Source organism: Secundilactobacillus sp. MJ173, assembly GCF_059704265.1.
The window spans coordinates 1-18,914 of sequence record NZ_BAAKGN010000059.1 but is presented as its reverse complement, the minus strand read 5'-3'; the positions used below and the strand labels follow the sequence as shown (position 1 = coordinate 18,914).

Annotated in this window: 14 protein-coding genes; 1 reads left to right on the top strand and 13 read right to left on the bottom strand. The window is 47.6% G+C overall.

The window, feature by feature from the left end:
• Positions 1-4: 4 nt before the first annotated feature.
• From scpB to dnaE, 7 genes are all read right to left on the bottom strand, one after another.
• Positions 5-592, bottom strand: coding sequence for an SMC-Scp complex subunit ScpB (scpB, locus tag AC6H04_RS08860; protein ID WP_497571322.1), 588 nt, complete (start codon positions 590-592; stop codon positions 5-7).
• Complete coding sequence (locus AC6H04_RS08855; RefSeq protein ID WP_497571321.1) at positions 592-1,344, bottom strand: segregation and condensation protein A; 753 nt, start codon at positions 1,342-1,344, stop codon at positions 592-594. The genes scpB and AC6H04_RS08855 overlap by 1 nt, the downstream gene beginning before the upstream one ends.
• Entirely contained in the window at positions 1,337-1,693 is a 357-nt protein-coding gene (locus AC6H04_RS08850) for an N-acetyltransferase (protein ID WP_497571320.1), read from the bottom strand. The genes AC6H04_RS08855 and AC6H04_RS08850 overlap by 8 nt, the downstream gene beginning before the upstream one ends.
• An 18-nt stretch (positions 1,694-1,711) precedes the next feature.
• Positions 1,712-2,599 carry a site-specific tyrosine recombinase XerD gene (xerD, locus tag AC6H04_RS08845; RefSeq protein ID WP_497571319.1) on the bottom strand — a complete coding sequence of 296 codons (888 nt, stop codon included), beginning with the start codon at positions 2,597-2,599 and terminating at the stop codon, positions 1,712-1,714.
• Complete coding sequence (locus AC6H04_RS08840) at positions 2,583-3,491, bottom strand: CvfB family protein (RefSeq protein ID WP_497571318.1); 909 nt, start codon at positions 3,489-3,491, stop codon at positions 2,583-2,585. Before AC6H04_RS08840 ends, xerD begins: the two co-directional genes overlap by 17 nt.
• Positions 3,492-3,648: 157 nt before the next feature.
• On the bottom strand, positions 3,649-5,406 hold the full coding sequence (gene pyk / locus AC6H04_RS08835; protein ID WP_497571317.1) for a pyruvate kinase: 1,758 nt from the start codon (positions 5,404-5,406) through the stop codon (positions 3,649-3,651).
• Positions 5,407-5,614: 208 nt separating this feature from the next.
• Entirely contained in the window at positions 5,615-8,992 is a 3,378-nt protein-coding gene (gene dnaE, locus AC6H04_RS08830) for a DNA polymerase III subunit alpha (RefSeq protein ID WP_497571316.1), read from the bottom strand.
• A gap of 121 nt (positions 8,993-9,113) precedes the next feature.
• Here dnaE and AC6H04_RS08825 point away from each other — a divergent pair, with 121 nt between their 5' ends.
• A complete protein-coding gene (locus AC6H04_RS08825; RefSeq protein WP_497571315.1) occupies positions 9,114-9,311 on the top strand; it encodes a YjzD family protein in 198 nt (65 codons plus the stop codon).
• A 56-nt stretch (positions 9,312-9,367) separates the two neighbouring features.
• Here the strand turns inward: AC6H04_RS08825 and clpB are convergent, their stop codons facing one another.
• From clpB to AC6H04_RS08795, 6 genes are all read right to left on the bottom strand, one after another.
• Positions 9,368-12,001 (bottom strand): ATP-dependent chaperone ClpB, encoded by a 2,634-nt coding sequence (clpB, locus tag AC6H04_RS08820; protein WP_497571314.1) that lies wholly within the window; start codon positions 11,999-12,001, stop codon positions 9,368-9,370.
• 111 nt (positions 12,002-12,112) lie between these two features.
• Positions 12,113-14,233, bottom strand: a complete 2,121-nt coding sequence (locus tag AC6H04_RS08815; protein WP_497571313.1) for a DNA topoisomerase — start codon at positions 14,231-14,233, stop codon at positions 12,113-12,115.
• Positions 14,234-14,312: 79 nt separating this feature from the next.
• Positions 14,313-15,551 carry a peptidase T gene (gene pepT / locus AC6H04_RS08810; RefSeq protein WP_497571312.1) on the bottom strand — a complete coding sequence of 413 codons (1,239 nt, stop codon included), beginning with the start codon at positions 15,549-15,551 and terminating at the stop codon, positions 14,313-14,315.
• Positions 15,552-15,564: 13 nt separating this feature from the next.
• Positions 15,565-16,677, bottom strand: coding sequence for a Nif3-like dinuclear metal center hexameric protein (locus tag AC6H04_RS08805; RefSeq protein ID WP_497571311.1), 1,113 nt, complete (start codon positions 16,675-16,677; stop codon positions 15,565-15,567).
• On the bottom strand, positions 16,667-17,371 hold the full coding sequence (locus tag AC6H04_RS08800; protein ID WP_497571310.1) for a tRNA (adenine(22)-N(1))-methyltransferase: 705 nt from the start codon (positions 17,369-17,371) through the stop codon (positions 16,667-16,669). The genes AC6H04_RS08805 and AC6H04_RS08800 overlap by 11 nt, the downstream gene beginning before the upstream one ends.
• 361 nt (positions 17,372-17,732) lie before the next feature.
• The coding region (locus AC6H04_RS08795) for a mucin-binding protein (RefSeq protein ID WP_497571309.1) at positions 17,733-18,914 on the bottom strand (1,182 nt) is incomplete at its 5' end.

Genomic DNA, 18,914 nt, shown 5'->3' with positions numbered 1-18,914 from the left:
GTAATTAATTATCCTCCGAGTTTATCTGTTCGTTAAATTGTTTCAAAAATAAATCGCTGTTCTGTTCATCATCTGGGACCGTTTGCGCTTCAGGCAGCGGTGGCAGATCCGCCAACTGCTTGAGTCCAAAATAGTCCATAAAATAATCCGTGGTTTTGTAAAGCTTCGGTCTCCCCGGTCCCTTCTTACGTCCCGATTCAGTAATCAGCTGCCGTAGCATCAGCTTGTTGAGTGTCCCTGAACTTTGCACCCCACGAATCTCATCGATTTCAATTCGGGTAATGGGTTGATTATACGCAATAATGGCTAACACTTCTAGTGACGCCTGTGACAAACCGGTGGAACTTGGTGCTTCGAAATATTGGCTCACAACGTTAGCTAAGGTTTCCTTGGTTGCCAGCCGGACCGTGTCGTTACTCTTTAAAATCACCAGTGCTGAATCTGGGTCGCTGGCGTACTTTTGGTTTAATTTTGACAATGATTGGTTCACTGCTGGCACCATTGAATCCGTTAGATCAGCTAGTTCTTGAACCGTTAGTCCCGACTCGCCGCTAATAAACAGTAACGCTTCTAATTGTTGTATCTTACTCATCATTCTTCTCCCAATTTTGCCGGTTTAACGGTGATTGGCATCACACGACTGGGCTGATCCACAGCAATTTCATGCTGTTTGGTCATTTCCAGTAGCGCCAGAAAAGTCGTCACCAATTCTTCTCGATCAGGTTTTTTGTCAAACAGCTGACCAAACGGAACAGCTGCACGAACCTTACTGAGCTTAAAACGCAGGGTATGAATCTGCCCCTTAACCGTGTACTGCTCATCATGAATCAACCGCATTGGTAATTCGGGCTGTCGGCGGCGCTCCGTTAACTCAGCCAAAACCCGTTGCAAATCAGCTGCGGTCAATCCCGGCGCTAACTTGCCCAACTTAACTCCCACCGGTACCGCCATTTCAGGCCGAGTGTAAAACTTTTGCCGGGCAGCGGCTTGCTGTTTAAACCAGCCAGCCGCTTGTTTGTATCGCTGATATTTCACCAGTCGGTTGACCAGGTCTTCCTGCATTTCTTCGAGGCTAGGTTCTTCGTCTTCCGCTACTGGTGTTTCTTCCACCGGCAAAAGTAACTTGGCCTTCATCTTCATCAGTGTCGCAGCCATGACAAAGTAATCGCCCGCTACGTCAAGCTGGTGATCCTGCATCTGCCGTAAAGCCGTCATATACTGATCCGTAATCGCCACAATAGGAATGTCATAGATATCAATGGAGGCTGATTTGATCAAATGTAACAGCAAGTCTAAAGGGCCGTCAAAATTCTGCACGTGAATCAGTACTGGTTGTTCACTCATGGCTGGCCTCCCACTTAGCAATGATCCGCGTTGTTTCCAATGTGCCCATGATGCGCTGATCCGGATACATGTCCTGGAGTTCGTCTAAAATGGTGTTGGTTTGATCCTCTTCACGAGCCGCGGGCGTTAAGGCAATCAATCGCATCACCACAAAATGCGGGCGCAATTCAACCCCCACAATGCCAGAGAAATCCTGATTAACATCCTTCCACAGTAGCAACTGTCTGGCCTCACTATTTTGATACCACTGCAGTTCTGCTTGCAGTCGGTCAATTTTTTTTAATGCGGGCGCAAAAGAGAGCAACCCCATTGCCACTTTTTCATAATCATTACGATATTTAAGTAACAAATTGATCCCCCCGTAACGTTACGCTCTTGGATGAGCTTTACGATAAACTTCCGTTAAGTGTTTCTTTGAGATATGCGTGTAAATTTGGGTCGTAGAAATATCCGAATGGCCTAACAACTCCTGAACGATCCGTAAATCGGCGCCATTTTCCAGAATATGGGTGGCAAATGAATGCCGTAGCGTATGCGGCGTCACATGTTTACGAATACCAGCCACACTGACATAGTGCTGAATCTTTTGCCAGATACTTTGCCGACTCAGCCCGCTGCCATGTGCGTTGAGGAATAAATAGGGTGATGTCCGCTGTTTTAGCAATAGCGGTCGACTCTGATTTAAGTAACGGTCGATCCAGTCGATAGCCACGTCACCAATGGGAATGATGCGTTCCTTATTTCCTTTACCAATGGTCTGAATCAGTCCCATTTCAAGGTGCAGTTCACCCATTTTAAGATGGACCAGTTCACTGACCCGCAAACCAGTGGCATACATCACTTCTAAAATGGCGCGATCACGAATACCGTACTTATTAGTGGTATCCGGTGCAGCCAATAGTGCATCAACTTCCGGCACAGTCAACACTTGAGGCAGTGGTCGGCCTTTTTTAGGTGCCTTAATTTCTGCCATTGGATCAACGGTTAGCTGCTCGTTTTGAACCAAGTACTGGAAAAAGTGGCGCAACGTAGACACCATTCGGGTGACACTGTTACGTGCTTTACCGCTGTTTTGCTGCTGCTTCAAAAAATTAAGGATCGTCAGCTGATCCACCTTAGCCAAGTTGGCGATGTGCTGTTGGACCAAAAACTGGTGAAACTCTTTTAAATCCAACCGATACGAACTGATGGTATTTGCTGCTAGACCCCGCTCAATTCGTAAATCGTGCAGAAAATCCTCAATCTGCTCGTCCATTTTGATCACGTCCTGCTTCAGTTAACCACAGGTAACCATCATGCTGTTCAGCAAACCGCTGCTTCATCAGATGGCCGACTGCCCGCTTGAACTGTCCTTTGCTAATCCCGAAGTAATCTTTGATATCATCCGGATCACTCTTATCCGTGAACCCAACTTTGCCTTCCGGTGCGTGTTGCAGGGTTGCCAGTAACATCAGCGCATCCTCTGGAATTGCTTGATAAGCCCGTGGCCGTAACGACAGTTTTAACGTCCCATCAGGAAATTGGCTGACCACTCGAGCGTTCAACTGCTGTCCTAAACGAGGTTCTTCATCACGTTCTTCTGGTGGAATGAATCCCAGGTTATAATCACTAGTCAGCACCATCGTACCGGTAAGCTTCAAACGATAGGCCGTTGCGACAACGTCTTTATTCGTTAACTTAGACTTAGTTGCTACTGGTTGTGAAATTACTCGATAGAGTGCTTCATCGCCTAAATCGCCCCACATCCGACCCTTCTTATCAAGGGTGATGGCCAGCATTAAACGGTCACCGCGTTGAGGCCACAATCCTGCAATCTCAGGTAAATTATCTAACGACACCACAATGTCTTTATTAGGTAGACCGATATTTACGAACACACCCAGTCCCCGTTGTACACGAACCACTTCACCAAAACCATAGTGATCCACTTGGACTTTTGGTGCGTCCCGTGTGATCTGTAATTGATGCTGTTCGTTTTCGTAAGCAAAACCCTTAAACTGACTGCCCAATTTTAACGGCTTTTTAATTTCACCTTTATCAAGGCGAAATGTCAGACCATTAGTTTGGACAAAATATTGCTTGTCATTTTCATCAGTTACTTCGCCGCTAATAATTCGGCCGAGCAACTGGGTTAATTCATCATTCATTTTAGTATCCCCGTTCGTTCTCTTATATTACACATCTTTTGATATTATCGCACATATTGACCTGGGAAGGTAGTTTATTCTCACCTCAGAATCTCAGGGCAACTAAAAAAGCCCAGCCGCAAGGGCTAGGCTTTTCAATATCAGCTAATTAAGTTGATTAAAGTGCGTTTGAAGCACCGTGGTAAACAACACCGCGACGTGAGTCAACAGTGATCAATTCACCATCAGAAATCTTTTCTGAGGCACCTTCAGCGCCAACGATAACTGGGATTCCCATTGAGATACCAACTACGGCTGCGTGTGAAGTTAAGCCACCGTTTTCAACGATAACGGCGCTAGCCTTTTCGATAGCTGGCAAGTAGTCTTTGTCAGTATTCTTAGTAACCAGAATGCTGCCTTCAGTCGTCTTGCTGTTAGCTTCTTCGGCGTTTGATGCTAATACGGCTTTACCAATAACAGTGTCATCGCCGACACCTTGGCCACGTACTAACTTTGAACCGATCAATTGAACCTTCATCAGGTTAGTCGTACCGCGTTCGCCAACGGGAACACCGGCAGTAATCAAGATCAAGTCGCCTTCCTTAGCTAAGCCAGTTTCAACAGCCTTAGCAGCTGCTAAATCAAACATAGCGTCGGTGTTAGCTGGCTTTTCAGCAACGATTGGGTATACGCCCCAGTTAACCATCAAACCACGACGAGTACGGTCATCGAAGGTAACGGCCAAGATGTTAGCATCTGGACGGTACTTGCTGATCATACGAGCAGTGTAGCCTGATTCAGTAGCAGCAACGATGGTCTTAACGCCCAAGCTCTTAGCAACACGAGCAACTGAAGCACCAATTGATTCAGTAACGTCAGCGTTAGCTAAGTCCATGTGGTCAGTACCAAAGTCCTTCAAAGCATTTTCAGCCTTGATATCGATCCGGTTCATCGTTGAAACGGCTTCTACTGGGTATTCGCCGTTAGCACTTTCACCAGAAAGCATGGTTGCGTCAGTACCATCAAAGACGGCGTTAGCAACGTCAGATGCTTCGGCACGAGTAGGACGTGGGTTTTCTTGCATTGAATCCAACATTTGAGTAGCAGTAATAACTGGCTTGCCCAAAACGTTGCACTTACGGATCAAGCGCTTTTGTACCAATGGCACGTTTTCAGTTGGAATTTCAACACCCATGTCACCACGAGCGACCATCAAACCATCAGAAACTTTGATAATATCGTCAAAGTTGTCGATACCTTCTTGTGATTCGATCTTAGGGAAGATTTGGACGTGTTCCATGTGCTTTTCTTCCAATAATTCACGAATGTCCATAACGTCTTGTGGCTTACGAACAAATGATGCGGCGATAAAGTTAATTTCGTGATCCAAACCAAAACGAATATCAGAAGCATCCTTTTCAGTGATACCTGGTAAATTGATTGAAACGCCAGGTGCGTTAACACCTTTACGTGAACCAAGCACACCATCGTTTTGCATGGTACCAACTAATTCTTTGTTAGCGTCGTCCTTTTCATCAACGACCATGTCAAGCAGACCATCGTCGAATAAGACGTGACCGCCAACACTAACGTCATCGAATAAACCAGGATATGTGACCGCGATCTTATCCTTAACACCTTCTAAGGATTCATCCATAGAAATTCGGAGCTTGTCACCAGTCTGATATTGGATTTTACCGTCTTTTTGAACGGTAGTCCGAATTTCAGCACCCTTAGTATCAAGCATGATACCAACAGTCTTACCAGTAATCTTTTCAGCTTCGTGGACGTTGTTCAAACGGCCTAAATGTTCTTCATGATCACCATGAGAAAAGTTAAACCGGAAAATGTTAGCGCCAGCCTCAATCAGCTTTACGATTGTGTCGACATCGGTACTAGCGGGACCAAGTGTACTTACGATCTTGGTTTTCTTCATAAGAAAAATCTCTCCTTTGAGTTTAAGACTGATTTGCTTGCCATATCATCTTGTGATGATTATCACAGCTAAACCAATCCAATTTGGAATCCGTTTGTTATTTTAGCACTTTTCAAATTTAATGTCTGCGGTGTTTTCTCAAAAACTGAACATTTCCGTCATAAAAGCGTTTTCATGCCTTTTCTTAAGATAAACTTAACGCTAAATTTTAATTTTTCACCTGCAAGACCACGTTATGGTCACCCAAAATTTGCTCTAATGGTGTCACTAATTGCTCACTGGCTGGCAACCAATATTGCTGATTTAAAATTCGTTTGCTATCGTCAGCTACCCGGTAAATAATCACGGGTGTCTGACCATCATGCGCCTTTAAAAACTGAGTCAGTTTCGTCATCGTTGCCGTTTCATCCGTTGCCCCAGTCAGCCGCAAGAACCACCGACTCCCTCGCAACGCTTTAGGCGTGGACTGTTCTGGTTTCAAAGGTTGTTCCTCAGTAGCTTGCATTGCTGAATCAGCCACGACCTGCAGGCTGCCCCGGTTAGTTTCGACTTTCCCGCTAACCACGATCACCTGTTCTTTTGCCAGCCAGGTGGCAATTCGCCGATACGTATTCGGAAAGACGGTGATACTGGTCTCCCCGGTCAGATCACTGGCCGTCAAAAACGCCATCTGATCCCCTCGCTTGGTTCGAATGGTCCGGATACGGGTCACGTAAACCACCAGCGTCACGTGCTGGTCAACACTGAGATCACCAATGGAGACCGCGTTGCGCCGCTGAGCTAAATCAGCATACTGCTCAACTGGGTGACCTGACAGGTAAGCGCCCAAATATTCGTTTTCCTTCTCCAGCCGTTCATTCAACGGCAGATCCGGCTGGTGCTTGATTTTTGGTGCTAAAGCTTCAAACAGATCCATACTGCTACCGCTGAGTTCCACGCTGCTTAAGAATTCTGGCAGACTGGCAATCAGTTCAGCCCGGTTATAACCAAAATCGTCAAAGGCCCCAGAGTATATCAATCCCTCGATGAGGTCGGCCTTCAACCACTTAGGATCCAAGCGCAGTAAAAACTGGTGCAGCGACTTAAAGCCGCCGTTAGTCTGCCGCTCAGTCATGATGCTTTGTAACAGATCCCGGCGCATGCCTTTAATCGAAGCTAAGCCAAAGCGAATTTGGTTGTTTTCCAAGCGGAAATACGCACCGCTGTGGTTAATATCAGGTGGCAAAATAGTTACCTGATGCCGTTTAGCTTCCATTAAATACAGTTTCGTCTTGGCACTGTTATTTAAAACGGAATTCAATAAGGCGGTGAAAAAGGCCGCTGGGTAATGAGCTTTTAAATAAGCCAGCTCAAAGGCCATTTTACTGTAAGCAACCGCATGTGAGCGGTTAAAGCCGTAGTTGGCAAACCGGTCAATATAATCAAAGGTAGCCTCAGCGGCTTCAACCCTGTGCCCACCGGAAACGGCACCATCAATAAACCGTTTGCGCATGGCTTCCATAGTGGCCTTTTTCTTCTTACTCATGGCCCGCCGGAGTAAATCGGCCTGACCCAAGGTGAATCCAGCCATGGCGGAGGCAGCCTGCATAACTTGTTCTTGATAAACGATGATGCCATAGGTTGGTGCTAGAATCCCCTTCAATGAATCATCTGGGTAAGTCACAGGTTCTTGGCCGAACCGCCGCTTAATAAAGTGGTCAATATTTTCCATTGGTCCCGGCCGATACAGCGCATTGACCGCAGCTACCAGTTCAAAATTATCTGGGTGCAGCCGTCTCAAGACGTTTTTAATGCCGCTGGATTCAAATTGGAACACCCCATTGGTATCGCCTCTTTGAAATAAAGCCAACGTATCAGCGTCATTCAAATTAATTTGACTAATATTTAAATCGCGCCCCGTCTGTACTTTGACGTATTTCAACGCCGCAGCTAACAAACTTAGGTTACGCAGCCCTAGAAAATCCATCTTCAACAAGCCGACCTGTTCAACATAGTCCTTGGTATACTGCGTCATTAACATGGTTTCTGACCCGTTTTGAACCGGCACGATCTCAGTCAGTGGCTGATCACTTAACACGATCCCCGCCGCGTGGGTGGAGTAGTGCCGCGGTAGCCCCTCTAATTTAGAAGCCGTTTCAAACAACAATTTATTCGTAGCAGAATCCGCCACTAAGTTTTGTAATGGCTGAGATTGCTGATAGGCGTCTTTTAAGGAAATATGAAAGACGCTTGGGACCGTTTTGCTCCATTCACTGAGTTCATACGAACGTAGGCCAAACACCCGACCCACGTCGCGAATGGCCTGCTTAGTAGCTAGGGTCCCAAACGTGATGATTTGCCCCACCCGCTCATGGCCGTATTTTTGATGAACGTATTCCAAAACTTCCTCACGGCGGTTATCGGGAATATCCAAATCAATATCAGGCATCTGCGCCCGTTCTTCGTTTAAGAAACGTTCGAAGAGTAAGTGGTATTGCAACGGATCCACATCCGTAATCCCCAGAACATACGCCACCAGAGAACCCGCCGCCGACCCACGACCGGGGCCAGTGGTGATCTGTGCCCGTTTGGTAAACTGCATCACATCCCAGACAATCAAGAAATAATCGTTGAACCCCATACGGTCAATGACGTCTAACTCGTGGGCTAGTCGCTTGTCATACGGTTCGGCATCCGTAATGTGATTTTCCTGTAAACGTCGCGTTAACCCTGTCTGACATTGCGCCAGTAAGTATGTTTTGACTGGCTGTTGATCAGGCGTTTGAAATCGGGGTAGCTGTGGGTGCTGAAACTTTAACTGCACCTGACAAGTCTGAGCCACAGTTTCCGTTAACGCCGCCGCTGCTTTTAACCCCAGCTCTTCGTATATACTGGTATACTCAGCGGCTGGTCGTAACCAGTACTGACCCGTCTTCTTCTGCGCGTCAGCAAGGTTACTGATGGTGGTGCCGTCCTTAATCGCGTTTAAGACCCCAACAGCAAACCGGTCGTCAGCATTCAAATAACGAACTTCTGGTAAGGCCACGACTCGTACCCGGGCCTCCGCAGCTAATTTGGTCAACAACTGACGGACAGCGGCCGACTGAGTGGGCGCAATGCCGATCAACAAACTGTCTTCATCAACAATTTGGCTTAAGCGGCTCAGTAACTGATGAACGTTTCCCTGTTCCCCCTGATCAAGCCAGTACTGCAGCTCGCTTTCACTGGGTAAAATCACCATCAAATCATGGAACCACTGTTGAATTTGCGCTACAGTCACCGGTTCTTGATCAGGTCGGGTTTGCAAATAAGACGATATGGCCATTAAATGTTGGTAGCCAGTCTGGTTCTTAGCCAGCAAAACCATTGGAAACGTCTGCTCACTAGCAAAAATTCCCGCTAAGTCAGCCGTCAAGCCAATCACGGGCTGAACGCTGTACTTCTGACAGAGCTGGTAAAACTCAACCGTGCCGTACATGACGTTGCGGTCAGTCAGTGCCAGTGCCTGATATCCCCGCTCAGCCGCGGTTTTCACCAGTTCTTCCAACTGGTTGGTACTTTGCAGCAGACTGTAGCTGCTGATGACTTGTAATGGAACAAACGCCATGATTCATCGGCTTCCTTTCTCGTTAAACTTCCGAACTCCATTATAACAGAGTGGCTCATTTTAAAGCTTTCATTTTGGCTGACATTATGCTAAAATTTCTTTTGATTGCGAGGTGTCTACAATGAAAGCATTAGAAGCAAACTTGGTTGTTATTTTTTGGGCAGTCATTTTTGGTGAAGTCATCGGCTACATCGGTGGCCAGTTGGAAGTTATGACCTACGTACCTGCACAGATTGGTGTCGTAGCCACCCTTGCTGCCTTGATCTTCACCAATGGCGTCAAATTAGTGTCAAATTCAGATACAAAAGCAAACAATTAACCAGATAAAAAGCGGTAGTTCCCAATCAGGGCGCTACCGCTTTTTTGTCGTTTTAATTAATTCGCTTCACTATCCGTGTGTACTTCACCGGCAGTTGAATGGGTCTGAAAAGCAATTCCGTTACCTTCACTGTTCAGCGTCAGTTCAACAGTTGATTGTGCACTGACTTTACCGCCAATAATCAATCTAGCTAGTGGTGTCTCAACCACGCTGGTAATGGTTCTTTCCAACGGCCGAGCACCATAAGCTGGTAGATAACCGCGCTTAGCTAACCAGTTGGTGGCTTCTGGCGTAATGGTCAGGGTGATCTGCTGTTCAGCTAATCGGTCAGACAACCGCTTGATTAACTTACCGACGATCTGCTCAACATCCGCTATAGTCAACGGTTTAAACATGATGGTATCGTCGATTCGGTTCAAGAATTCCGGCTTAAATGACCGTTGCAATAAACTAGCCACCTGCTTTTTGGCCTCATCCGAAATTTGACCCTGAGCATCCGTGCCCTCCAGCAAAATATCCGATCCTAGATTTGACGTCATGATCAGCAGGGTATTCTTGAAGTTAACCGTGCGTCCTTGACTATCTGTCAAACGGCCATCATCCAATACCTGCAATAACAGGTTAAAGACGTCTGGGTGGGCCTTTTCAATTTCATCAAATAAGACGATAGAGTATGGGTGCCGCCGAACCGCTTCAGTCAGCTGACCACCTTCTTCGTAACCAATGTAGCCAGGAGCTGCCCCCACTAACCGGGAAACGGATTCTTTTTCCATGTACTCAGACATGTCGATACGGATCATTTCACTTTCTGAATCAAACAAGTTTTCTGCCAAAGCCTTGGCCAACTCAGTTTTACCCACACCAGTCGGTCCTAAGAATAGGAATGACCCCAGTGGTTTGCTTGGGTCCTGAAGGCCCGCACGTGACCGTAAAACAGCATCTGAGACCGCTTGGACAGCTTCATCCTGGCCAATGACCCGTTTATGCAGATTATCTGCCAGATGCAGCAGCTTTTCGCGTTCCGTGGCCACTAAGCGGTTAACGGGAATGCCCGTCATCTTAGCGACCACCGCCGCGATTTCTTTTTCAGTTACCGATTCTTCAACCAGCCAGTCGCCAGAGTGATCCTTATCTTCCATGGCCGCCAGTTCCTTTTTCAATTGGGGAATGGTGCCATGCTGTAAGACCGCTGCTTTATCCAAATCATACTGTGCTTCAGCATCACTGAGATCGCGGTTGGCTTTGTCCAACTCGGTCTTTTTCTGGCTCAAGGCATCCAAAGACTGCTTTTCGTCTTCCCAACGGGCGTTTAAACTAGTTACCGTTTCCTTCACGTCAGCTAGAGTCTTCTGGACTTCTTTCAAGCGGTCTTGGGACGCTTCATCCGTTTCCTGCTTTAAGGCTGCCTCTTCCACCTGCAGCCGCATCTGCTGACGCCGAGCCTGATCCAGTTCGGTAGGTGCCGAGTTCATTTCCACCCGAATGGACGCTGAGGCTTCATCCACCAAGTCCAACGCCTTATCCGGTAAGTAGCGATCCGTAATGTAGCGGTCCGATAATTTCGCCGCGGCCACTAAGGCATTGTCGTGAATCCGCACGCCATGATGAATTTCGTAGCGTTCACGTAATCCCCGCAAAATGGTGATGGTATCAGCAACAGAAGGTTCAGCTACCGGCACTTTTTGGAATCGGCGTTCAAGAGCCCGGTCCTTTTCCATATACTGCCGGTATTCATCCGTCGTGGTAGCCCCGATCAAATGCAGTTCGCCACGAGCCAGCATGGGTTTCAGCAAATTACCAGCATCCATACTGCCTTCCGTCTTACCGGCACCCACAATGTTGTGGATTTCATCGATGAACATGATGATATCGCCGTTAGACTTCTTGACTTCGTTCAAAACTGCCTTCAGCCGTTCCTCAAATTCACCACGGTACTTGGCGCCAGCAATCAGCGACCCCATGTCCAGTGAAAAGATCGACTTGTTCTTCAGGTTCTCCGGTACGTCACCACGCGCGATCCGTTGGGCAAGGCCTTCCACGATGGCGGTTTTACCCACACCGGGTTCGCCAATCAAAACGGGATTGTTTTTAGTTTTTCGTGACAAGATCCGGGTGACCGTCAAGATTTCTTCATCCCGGCCGATAATGGGATCACGCTTGCCGCTGCGCATGGCTTTAACTAAATCGGTGCCGTACTTTTCTAAGGCTTGAAAGCCTTCTTCTTGATTTTTTGACGTGATTTTTTCACCTCCACGAATTTCAGTGACTTTGTTTTTTACTTGCTGCAAGGTCAACCCCTGCTCATTGAGATAGTCACCAAAACGACTACCGCTCATCTGAACGACAGCCAGTACCAAAGTGTCACTAGCAACGTACTCATCGCCCAGATCCTTGCGCACTTCATCGGCCTTCTGCAACAGACGGTACAGGTCCGGTGACAGGTTTTGACCATAAGCCACGTTGCTGCCTTCAACTTCACTGATTGAATCGATTTCGTGATCTAATTCGGTATTCAGCTTGTCCATGTTCAGACCAAGCTCGCTAAAAATCTGCCGGTCAAGCTGACCCGGTTGGATCAAAAATTTAAATAGATGTGAGACCCCAATCGACTGCTGTTTACGATTAACGGCGATCTGTTGGGCCTCCGCAATGGCGTCAGTGACGGATTGCGTTAAAATGTCTGGGTTCATTAAATGATCATCATCCTTTACTGATTATGCTGAATCATTCATTTCTTGGTTCATTCTATCATAGGTCTCCGTGAAAATAAAAATAATTTGACCTTTTTTGACCAAACGATATTAATGGGCTTTTCGCCGGGTTTTCGGCCGTTTTTGAAAGACGTCGTCAGCTGGTTTGAAGCCCCAAAATTTGTGACCACGGTAAGTTTGCTGGGCCAGTTTGCCGTGAACGGCCATATCCTTGCCCCGCTTGGTCTTAATCTGGAACTGAATCTCCTTACCTGCCAGTAAATCGGCCACTTCTTGCTCAGAAAAATGGTGACCGCCCCAGACTTGGTTGAAGTTAACTTCTTGACCACTGGCTGTTTGACCGCCCGTTTTCGCCTTCTTAGGGTAGTGTTTCACCAATTTTTCCGGATCGCCTAAATTGGTCTTCAGTTTCTCAGCATTCGCCACCATGATGGGCAAATCATGGTTCACTGTTTGAGTCGCTGTGGTCAGCAGTTCTTCCGGCTGCAGCTTAAAAGCCCCAACTTGATCCATTAAGTCCATCAGCCGTTTAGTGGCGTTGGTACTGCTGATGATAGTGCCTTCCGTGAGAATGGCGGAAATGGTGCCGGTGTCCGTCATGGATAAAGCGCCCCGCCGTTCCTTCATCAACGCGGTGGTCCCCGCAGTAATCTGCGACAACGTGGACACTCGGGTAGCCCCAGTACCGATGTTATGGTGCTGCAGATAGTTCATTAGCCACTTCATGGTTGGCTTCACCGGCTTCTTATTAGCCCCTTCGAAGATGAAAGGTGCCGCGGTTTTACCCAACTGCTGCTTAGCGGTCCCTGATTCATCATCCGTGTCACTAATTTGCCGTGAACTATCAAAAATCAGCTTGTAATTCAAAGCCACCGGAACGTTAAAAGCGGTCTTAAAGGCCGGATAATCCTTCAACTCCGCAGTGGTGTGGTCAAATTCATAGTCCTCCCCCAACATGGCCAGGTAGTTCTTGGCGACCACTGAATAAATGGCAGGACCAGACTTGCCGTACTTTGCTAAACTGCTCAGTGAACTAGGCACTTTTTCACCGGGACGGTTAGCCCCGTGATCCACACTGCCGTTAGTGACGTGAGTAAACCGCGGCTTACGGTGAGTCAGCAATTGTTGATCCACGTCCACCACTGCGGCAATCCTAGACACCAGCGGCAATAATTGATAAAACTGCGCCATGGAGATCTTAGAATCATCCGTCCGGGGATAACTGACGATTTTAGCTTCATACATTTTCTGATACGTACTTAATACTTCTTTGGCGCTATAGCCTTTAGGCGCTAAGATGGACGCCAGGTTTGAAAGATCCAGCAGCTTTGGTGGCGCTGAATGACGCCGCACCTTTTTGACGTTGGTGATTTCACTTTCATGATACTGTTCCAGCTCCTGTTTGGCGTCGACTTGCTTCTCGTGGCGCCACTTGGCCGCTTCCTCTTCGTCTTTAAACCGCCGGGCGAAAACGTGTTCCGCGTTATCCTGAAACTTCACTTCGTAAAACGGCTTACGCTTGTAATTCTTAATGGCCATGAGTTGTTCGTACACGTGGCGCACCATCAGAGACTTTAACCGGCCTTCGCGCACCACCTTAACGGGATAGCCCGCTTGTTTAGTTACCGTGGTGGCGATTCGCGTTAGCTGCATGGACAGAAAATCCCATTTGCTGCGGGCATCCGACTTTAAGTAGTCACCGTCCTGCAGCTGACTAGTAATAGGCTTGATCTCACGAAAGCCGCTTTGAATCGAACGGGCTTCTTCATCCGCGAAATACAGCCGCCTGACTGGTTTTTGCCACTTAATCGCGTTAATGATCTCCCAGGCTAACAGTTCACCTTCACCGGAAGGATCCACATCGGTCGCAATCACCAGTGATTCACAGTCGGCCACTGACTTTTTTATCTCGGCTAAATCTGACTTCGTGGATTTTTTTCGTCCCGTCCGTGGATTTTTTGCCATGATGGGTTGCTTCTCCCAACTAAAATCGTTAATTTGCCAAGGTAAATGCTCGATTTTCCAAGAGCGATACTGCGCCGCTTTTTCCGCTGGCACCTGCTCCTTTGGGTCAACAAATTCCATCAAATGCCCATGAGAATGAACGATGCGGTAGGTGTGCCCTTCAAACTCGCCACTGGTACCGCCTAGGGCACTGGCAAAGTTCTTGGCCGCACTGGCTTTTTCACATAAAATGGCGTACTCCGTCATGACCCTGTTTCCCCCTTATCACCATAATGTAAAAGAGTTTTAGCAGCCGATTTAACTGTTAAAGCTCTTTTGGACTGTACTATGCTTCTTTCGCGTTTAAACTGATGATCTTTAAAATGACATCCGTGGCCTTTGCCATGGTCTGCTCTGACACAAATTCGAACCGGCCGTGCATGTTCTCGCCGCCAGCGAAAAGATTGGGTGTAGGCATGCCTAAAAACGAAATCTTGGACCCATCCGTACCGCCCCGCACTGGTGCGATATCCGGTTTAATGTCCAGATCGATCATCGCTTGTTTAGCCAGCGCCACCACGCTCATGTCTTTTTCGATAACTTCGCGCATGTTGTAATACTGGTCCTTCAAGGTCACTTGCACCGTACCAGCACCGTATTTGGCGTTTAGCTGGTCTGCAATCCCCGCAAACAGTTTTTTGCGGTCTTCAAACTGCTGACGGTCGTGATCACGGATAATGTAACCCAGGTCGGCCGTATCCACGTCACCGCTAATTTTGTAGAGGTGAAAGAACCCTTCTCTGCCAGCCGTTTTTTCGGGCCGGTCGTGTTCTGGTAAGGCATTATGGAAATCAATAGCGAGTTGATTAGCATTTACCATGGTGTCCTTAGCCGAACCGGGGTGCACGTTAGTCCCAGTAATGTGAACCCGCCCATCCGCGGCGTTGAAAGTTTCGTATTCCAACTGACCCAGCGGCCCGCCATCAACGGTATAGGCAAAGTCGGCACCAAAATCCTTGACGTCAAAATGATCAGCACCAGTCCCGATTTCTTCATCTGGTCCCAAGCCCACTTTGACCGTGCCGTGCTTGATCTCTGGATGGGCGACTAAGTAAGCCATAGCGGTAACGATTTCTGCCACCCCAGACTTGTCATCTGAGCCTAACAGCGTTGAGCCATCAGTGGTGATCAAGGTTTGCCCCGCGTAATTTAACAGGTTGGGAAATACCTTAGGATCCAACGTATATTTCCCAGCTGAATCTAGTTTGATCACCGAATGACCATCATAGCTTTCAACGATCTGCGGTTTGATATCCTTACCGTTAAAGTCCGCCGTGTCCACGTGGGAAATAAAGCCGATGGTGGGCACTGGTTCACTCATATTACTGGACAAAGTGGCGAAAACATAACCACTAGAAGGGCTCACGTGCACATCCGTCAAGCCAATCTCCGTCAGTTCTTCAGCCAAAGTTTTCAAAAAGTCAACTTGGCTTTGAGTTGACGGAACGGTATCACTGTCTTCGTTCGAGCGCGTTTCAACTTTTACATATCTCAAAAAGCGGGGAATAAGATCGTCATATTGCATAGTCGTCACCCTTTCAAATAAACGTAAATGGATCAGTATTTAATGTTGATGGGACAATTTCAATTTGCCACTGGTTTTGCTGTGCCCACTGTTTGAATAGTGCCGTTAAGTGGGGCTTGCAAATACTTTCAATGTGGTGACCAGGATCAATCACTGGGAAATGTGCCGCAATCATATCGTGGCCAGTATGGTAATAAACGTCTCCGGTCACATAGGCATCGGCGCCCTTTCGTTGAGCGATTTTAAAGAATTTCCCACCATCGCCACCAAGTACCGCAATCCGTTGCACCGGCTTGTCCAAATCTTCAGCAATGACCCGTAAACCGTCAACGTTGAAAACCTGCTTACAGTGTTCAGCAAACGCCCGTACCGTCATTGCCTCAGATAAATCGCCGATGCGACCCATGCTGAATTGATGCCCTTCGTGGTCTAATTTAGTCAGCTCTAAAGCTGGATGACCACCTGGGTAAACCTCGTTGACAGCAGCTACCACCGCCTGCAATTTCGCATTCGGCACTCGCATCTGAATCGCCAGTTCATCGGTACTGTTCCGTTCGCCAACGGGACCTAACTCGGGGTCAGCGCCCTGCATCGGCGTAAACCAAGTGGTACCGTTCCACTCATAGCTGGCACCAGCATACCGGGCCATATCACCGGCACCGGCGCCCACCATGGCTAACCGCACCGCATCCGCATAGACGGGTTGCACATGAACGGTCAGGAGATAATTAGTTTCCGTCACACCGTCCACCAAGCCAACCGTGTTGGTTAAGCCTAATGCTTCTGCCAACCAGTCGTTCATCCCGCCTTCAGCACTGTCAAGATTAGTGTGAGCTGCATACACCGTGATGTGGTGCTGTAACAAGGTAGCATACATCTGGTTTTGCGGGTCATCTAAGTCTAAATTACGTGCTGGATGAAACATTACCGGATGGTGGGCAAAGATTAAATCTGCTCCCACCGCAATGGCTTCGTCCACCACTTCTGGCCGCACATCAAGAGTCACAAGTACTTTGTGAAAATCAGCTTCCAGCGACCCCAACTGTAGCCCGATGGGATCTTTCGGTTCAGCAATCGTCTTTGGCGCAAACTGTTCGAACCGTTTAATTAACGTTTTAACCTTCATCTAAAACGACCTCCTGAATTTGATTGCGTTCTTGTTTAAAAGCCGTAATTTTTGCTTGCGGCGCGTTTTTGGCCTGCTTCATGGTGGCAATCACTTCATCGAGCCGGGCTTGTTCTTGACGCCACTTCTGTTGAAGGACCAGGCTCTTTTCCCGTAATAAATAGGGGCCAAATTTAAGTTCAGTCGCCGTATACGTCACTGGCTTTTCCACCGGATCAGCCACAATGATTTCGTAGATGTGACCGTCTTCGGCTAGGATCCTTTCTGCCACGATTTGATAGCGGTTATCCTGCAGCCAGCGCCGCACGTTATCTTCACCCACGTTAGGCTGTAAAATCAACCGTTCATGGTGGGTTAAATGTGACTTGCCATTTTCTAAAATAGTCGTGATCAGCGTACCGCCCATGCCAGCAATGGTTACCGTATCAATCTTATCGGCTGGCTGAATCGCCGCAAGTCCGTCCGCCAACCGTGCCGTAATCGTATCCGTCAGCTGCTCATTTTCAATCTCAGTTAACGCATTATGATAGGGTCCCTTCACCACTTCGCCAGCAATCGCTGCAGTAATGACGCCCTGTTTGGCTAAATGTACTGGCAGATAAGCATGATCTGACCCAATGTCAGCTAACCGCGCCCCTGGTGAAACAAAATCGGCAACAGTTTGCAGCCGGTTGGATAAATGTGTCCCGTTCATACAATTTCCTCCACTTCAATCTCGTAATTCCATTATAGGCTAGAGCCCGAACCTAGCACAACATTAGATACTGTTTTTGTGGGCTGTTGATGTGAATCTCTCTGTACAAAAAAGATTGTGCCATAAGTCTATATTGGCAAGCATTCCAATCAATTTTTCAGCAAAAATTAGTGATGCCTGTCCTTTGGTTCAATGCGTCAATATAGCCTAATCATGCGCCAAAACTCAGATTCCCGCCACTTAACGCAAATAATGCCTACTCCGCACAAATCGCGGAATAGGCATTATTTACGTTAAATTCTGGAATCTACCGAGTTTTGTCACACACTGTTTAATGACAAATTATTTTGTAATGACTGAATTACTCACCATCTCGTTTACGACGTTTCAACCCAGATAAGCCTAGCATACTAGTCAGCAAGCCAAGCAAACCTAAACCAACTTCGGAATGATCTTGCTCATTGGTTTGAGGCAACTTTTGCTGGTTAGCGACCGAAGCGTTACTTTGTGTTGCTGAAACTGAACCAGGCTGACTCTCAGTCTTCGATGTTGTTACCGTGGTTGAACCTGCACCAGCTGCTGTAGAAGTCTTCAATTCTTCTGCAGTTCCTGCGCTACTACCATTTTCGGTTGATGACTGTGAATCATGACCCTTCGTCGTTTTTCCGGATGTCGCTGTTCCTGGAGCGGGCGTCCCAGGCGTGGTGGGCTCCGTTGGTGTACCTGTCGGATTACCACCTAGCTGGTTTTCAGGAACACCAGTACCATCAGATGGAACGGATGGCTCCGTTGTTGGTAGACCCGGTTTTGTTGGTTGTGACGTAGGCGTGTAAGTAACCACAACGTCTTCGTTATACATTGGCACATCTTGCGCAACGACACTGCCTAAAGCCTGCTGAGCAACTTTACCTGGTTTTGCAGTATAACCTGTCAAATTAGGCGCAGTTTTCTCGAAATAAGCTGCCGTTGGCGTAGCAACACTCGTACCAGTGACTTCATCCGTCACAACATTCCAAGTTACCTTTTGAACCGTTGGTGCTGGAACTTCACCAGTATAGTTTGGATCATTCACAACGTAGTGAATTGTCCGCGTTGAAGTGGTTGTAGTATAAGCGATCGTGTGCGTCAAATGAATCTGAACGGGTGCGTTATCGCCAGCCTTGAACGTATACGTTCCGTTGGCCGCTTGACCGGTAGCCAACGTGTATTTAGCTGGCTTATTATCGGTGTTCCAACTTGCTGTACCATCAGTAACACCTTCAAGCTTGGTTGGTGTGCCGACAACAGCACCGTTGTTAGCATCATCCACGTATTCCACCGTGGTGCTTTGCGGGTCAGCCTTAAAGGTGACAGTAACGTTGGCATCTGCAGGCTTTATAGTAGTAACTGCATTGACACCAGCTGGAACCGTAGTCTTATCTGGAGTATAGCCAGCTACCCGTGGCGTATCAACTTCGTAATAGTTACCGGATGGCGTGTACGTCGTGTCACCAGTCACTTCATCGGTATTTGTCGTCCAAGTAATTGGCTGAACTTTAACTGA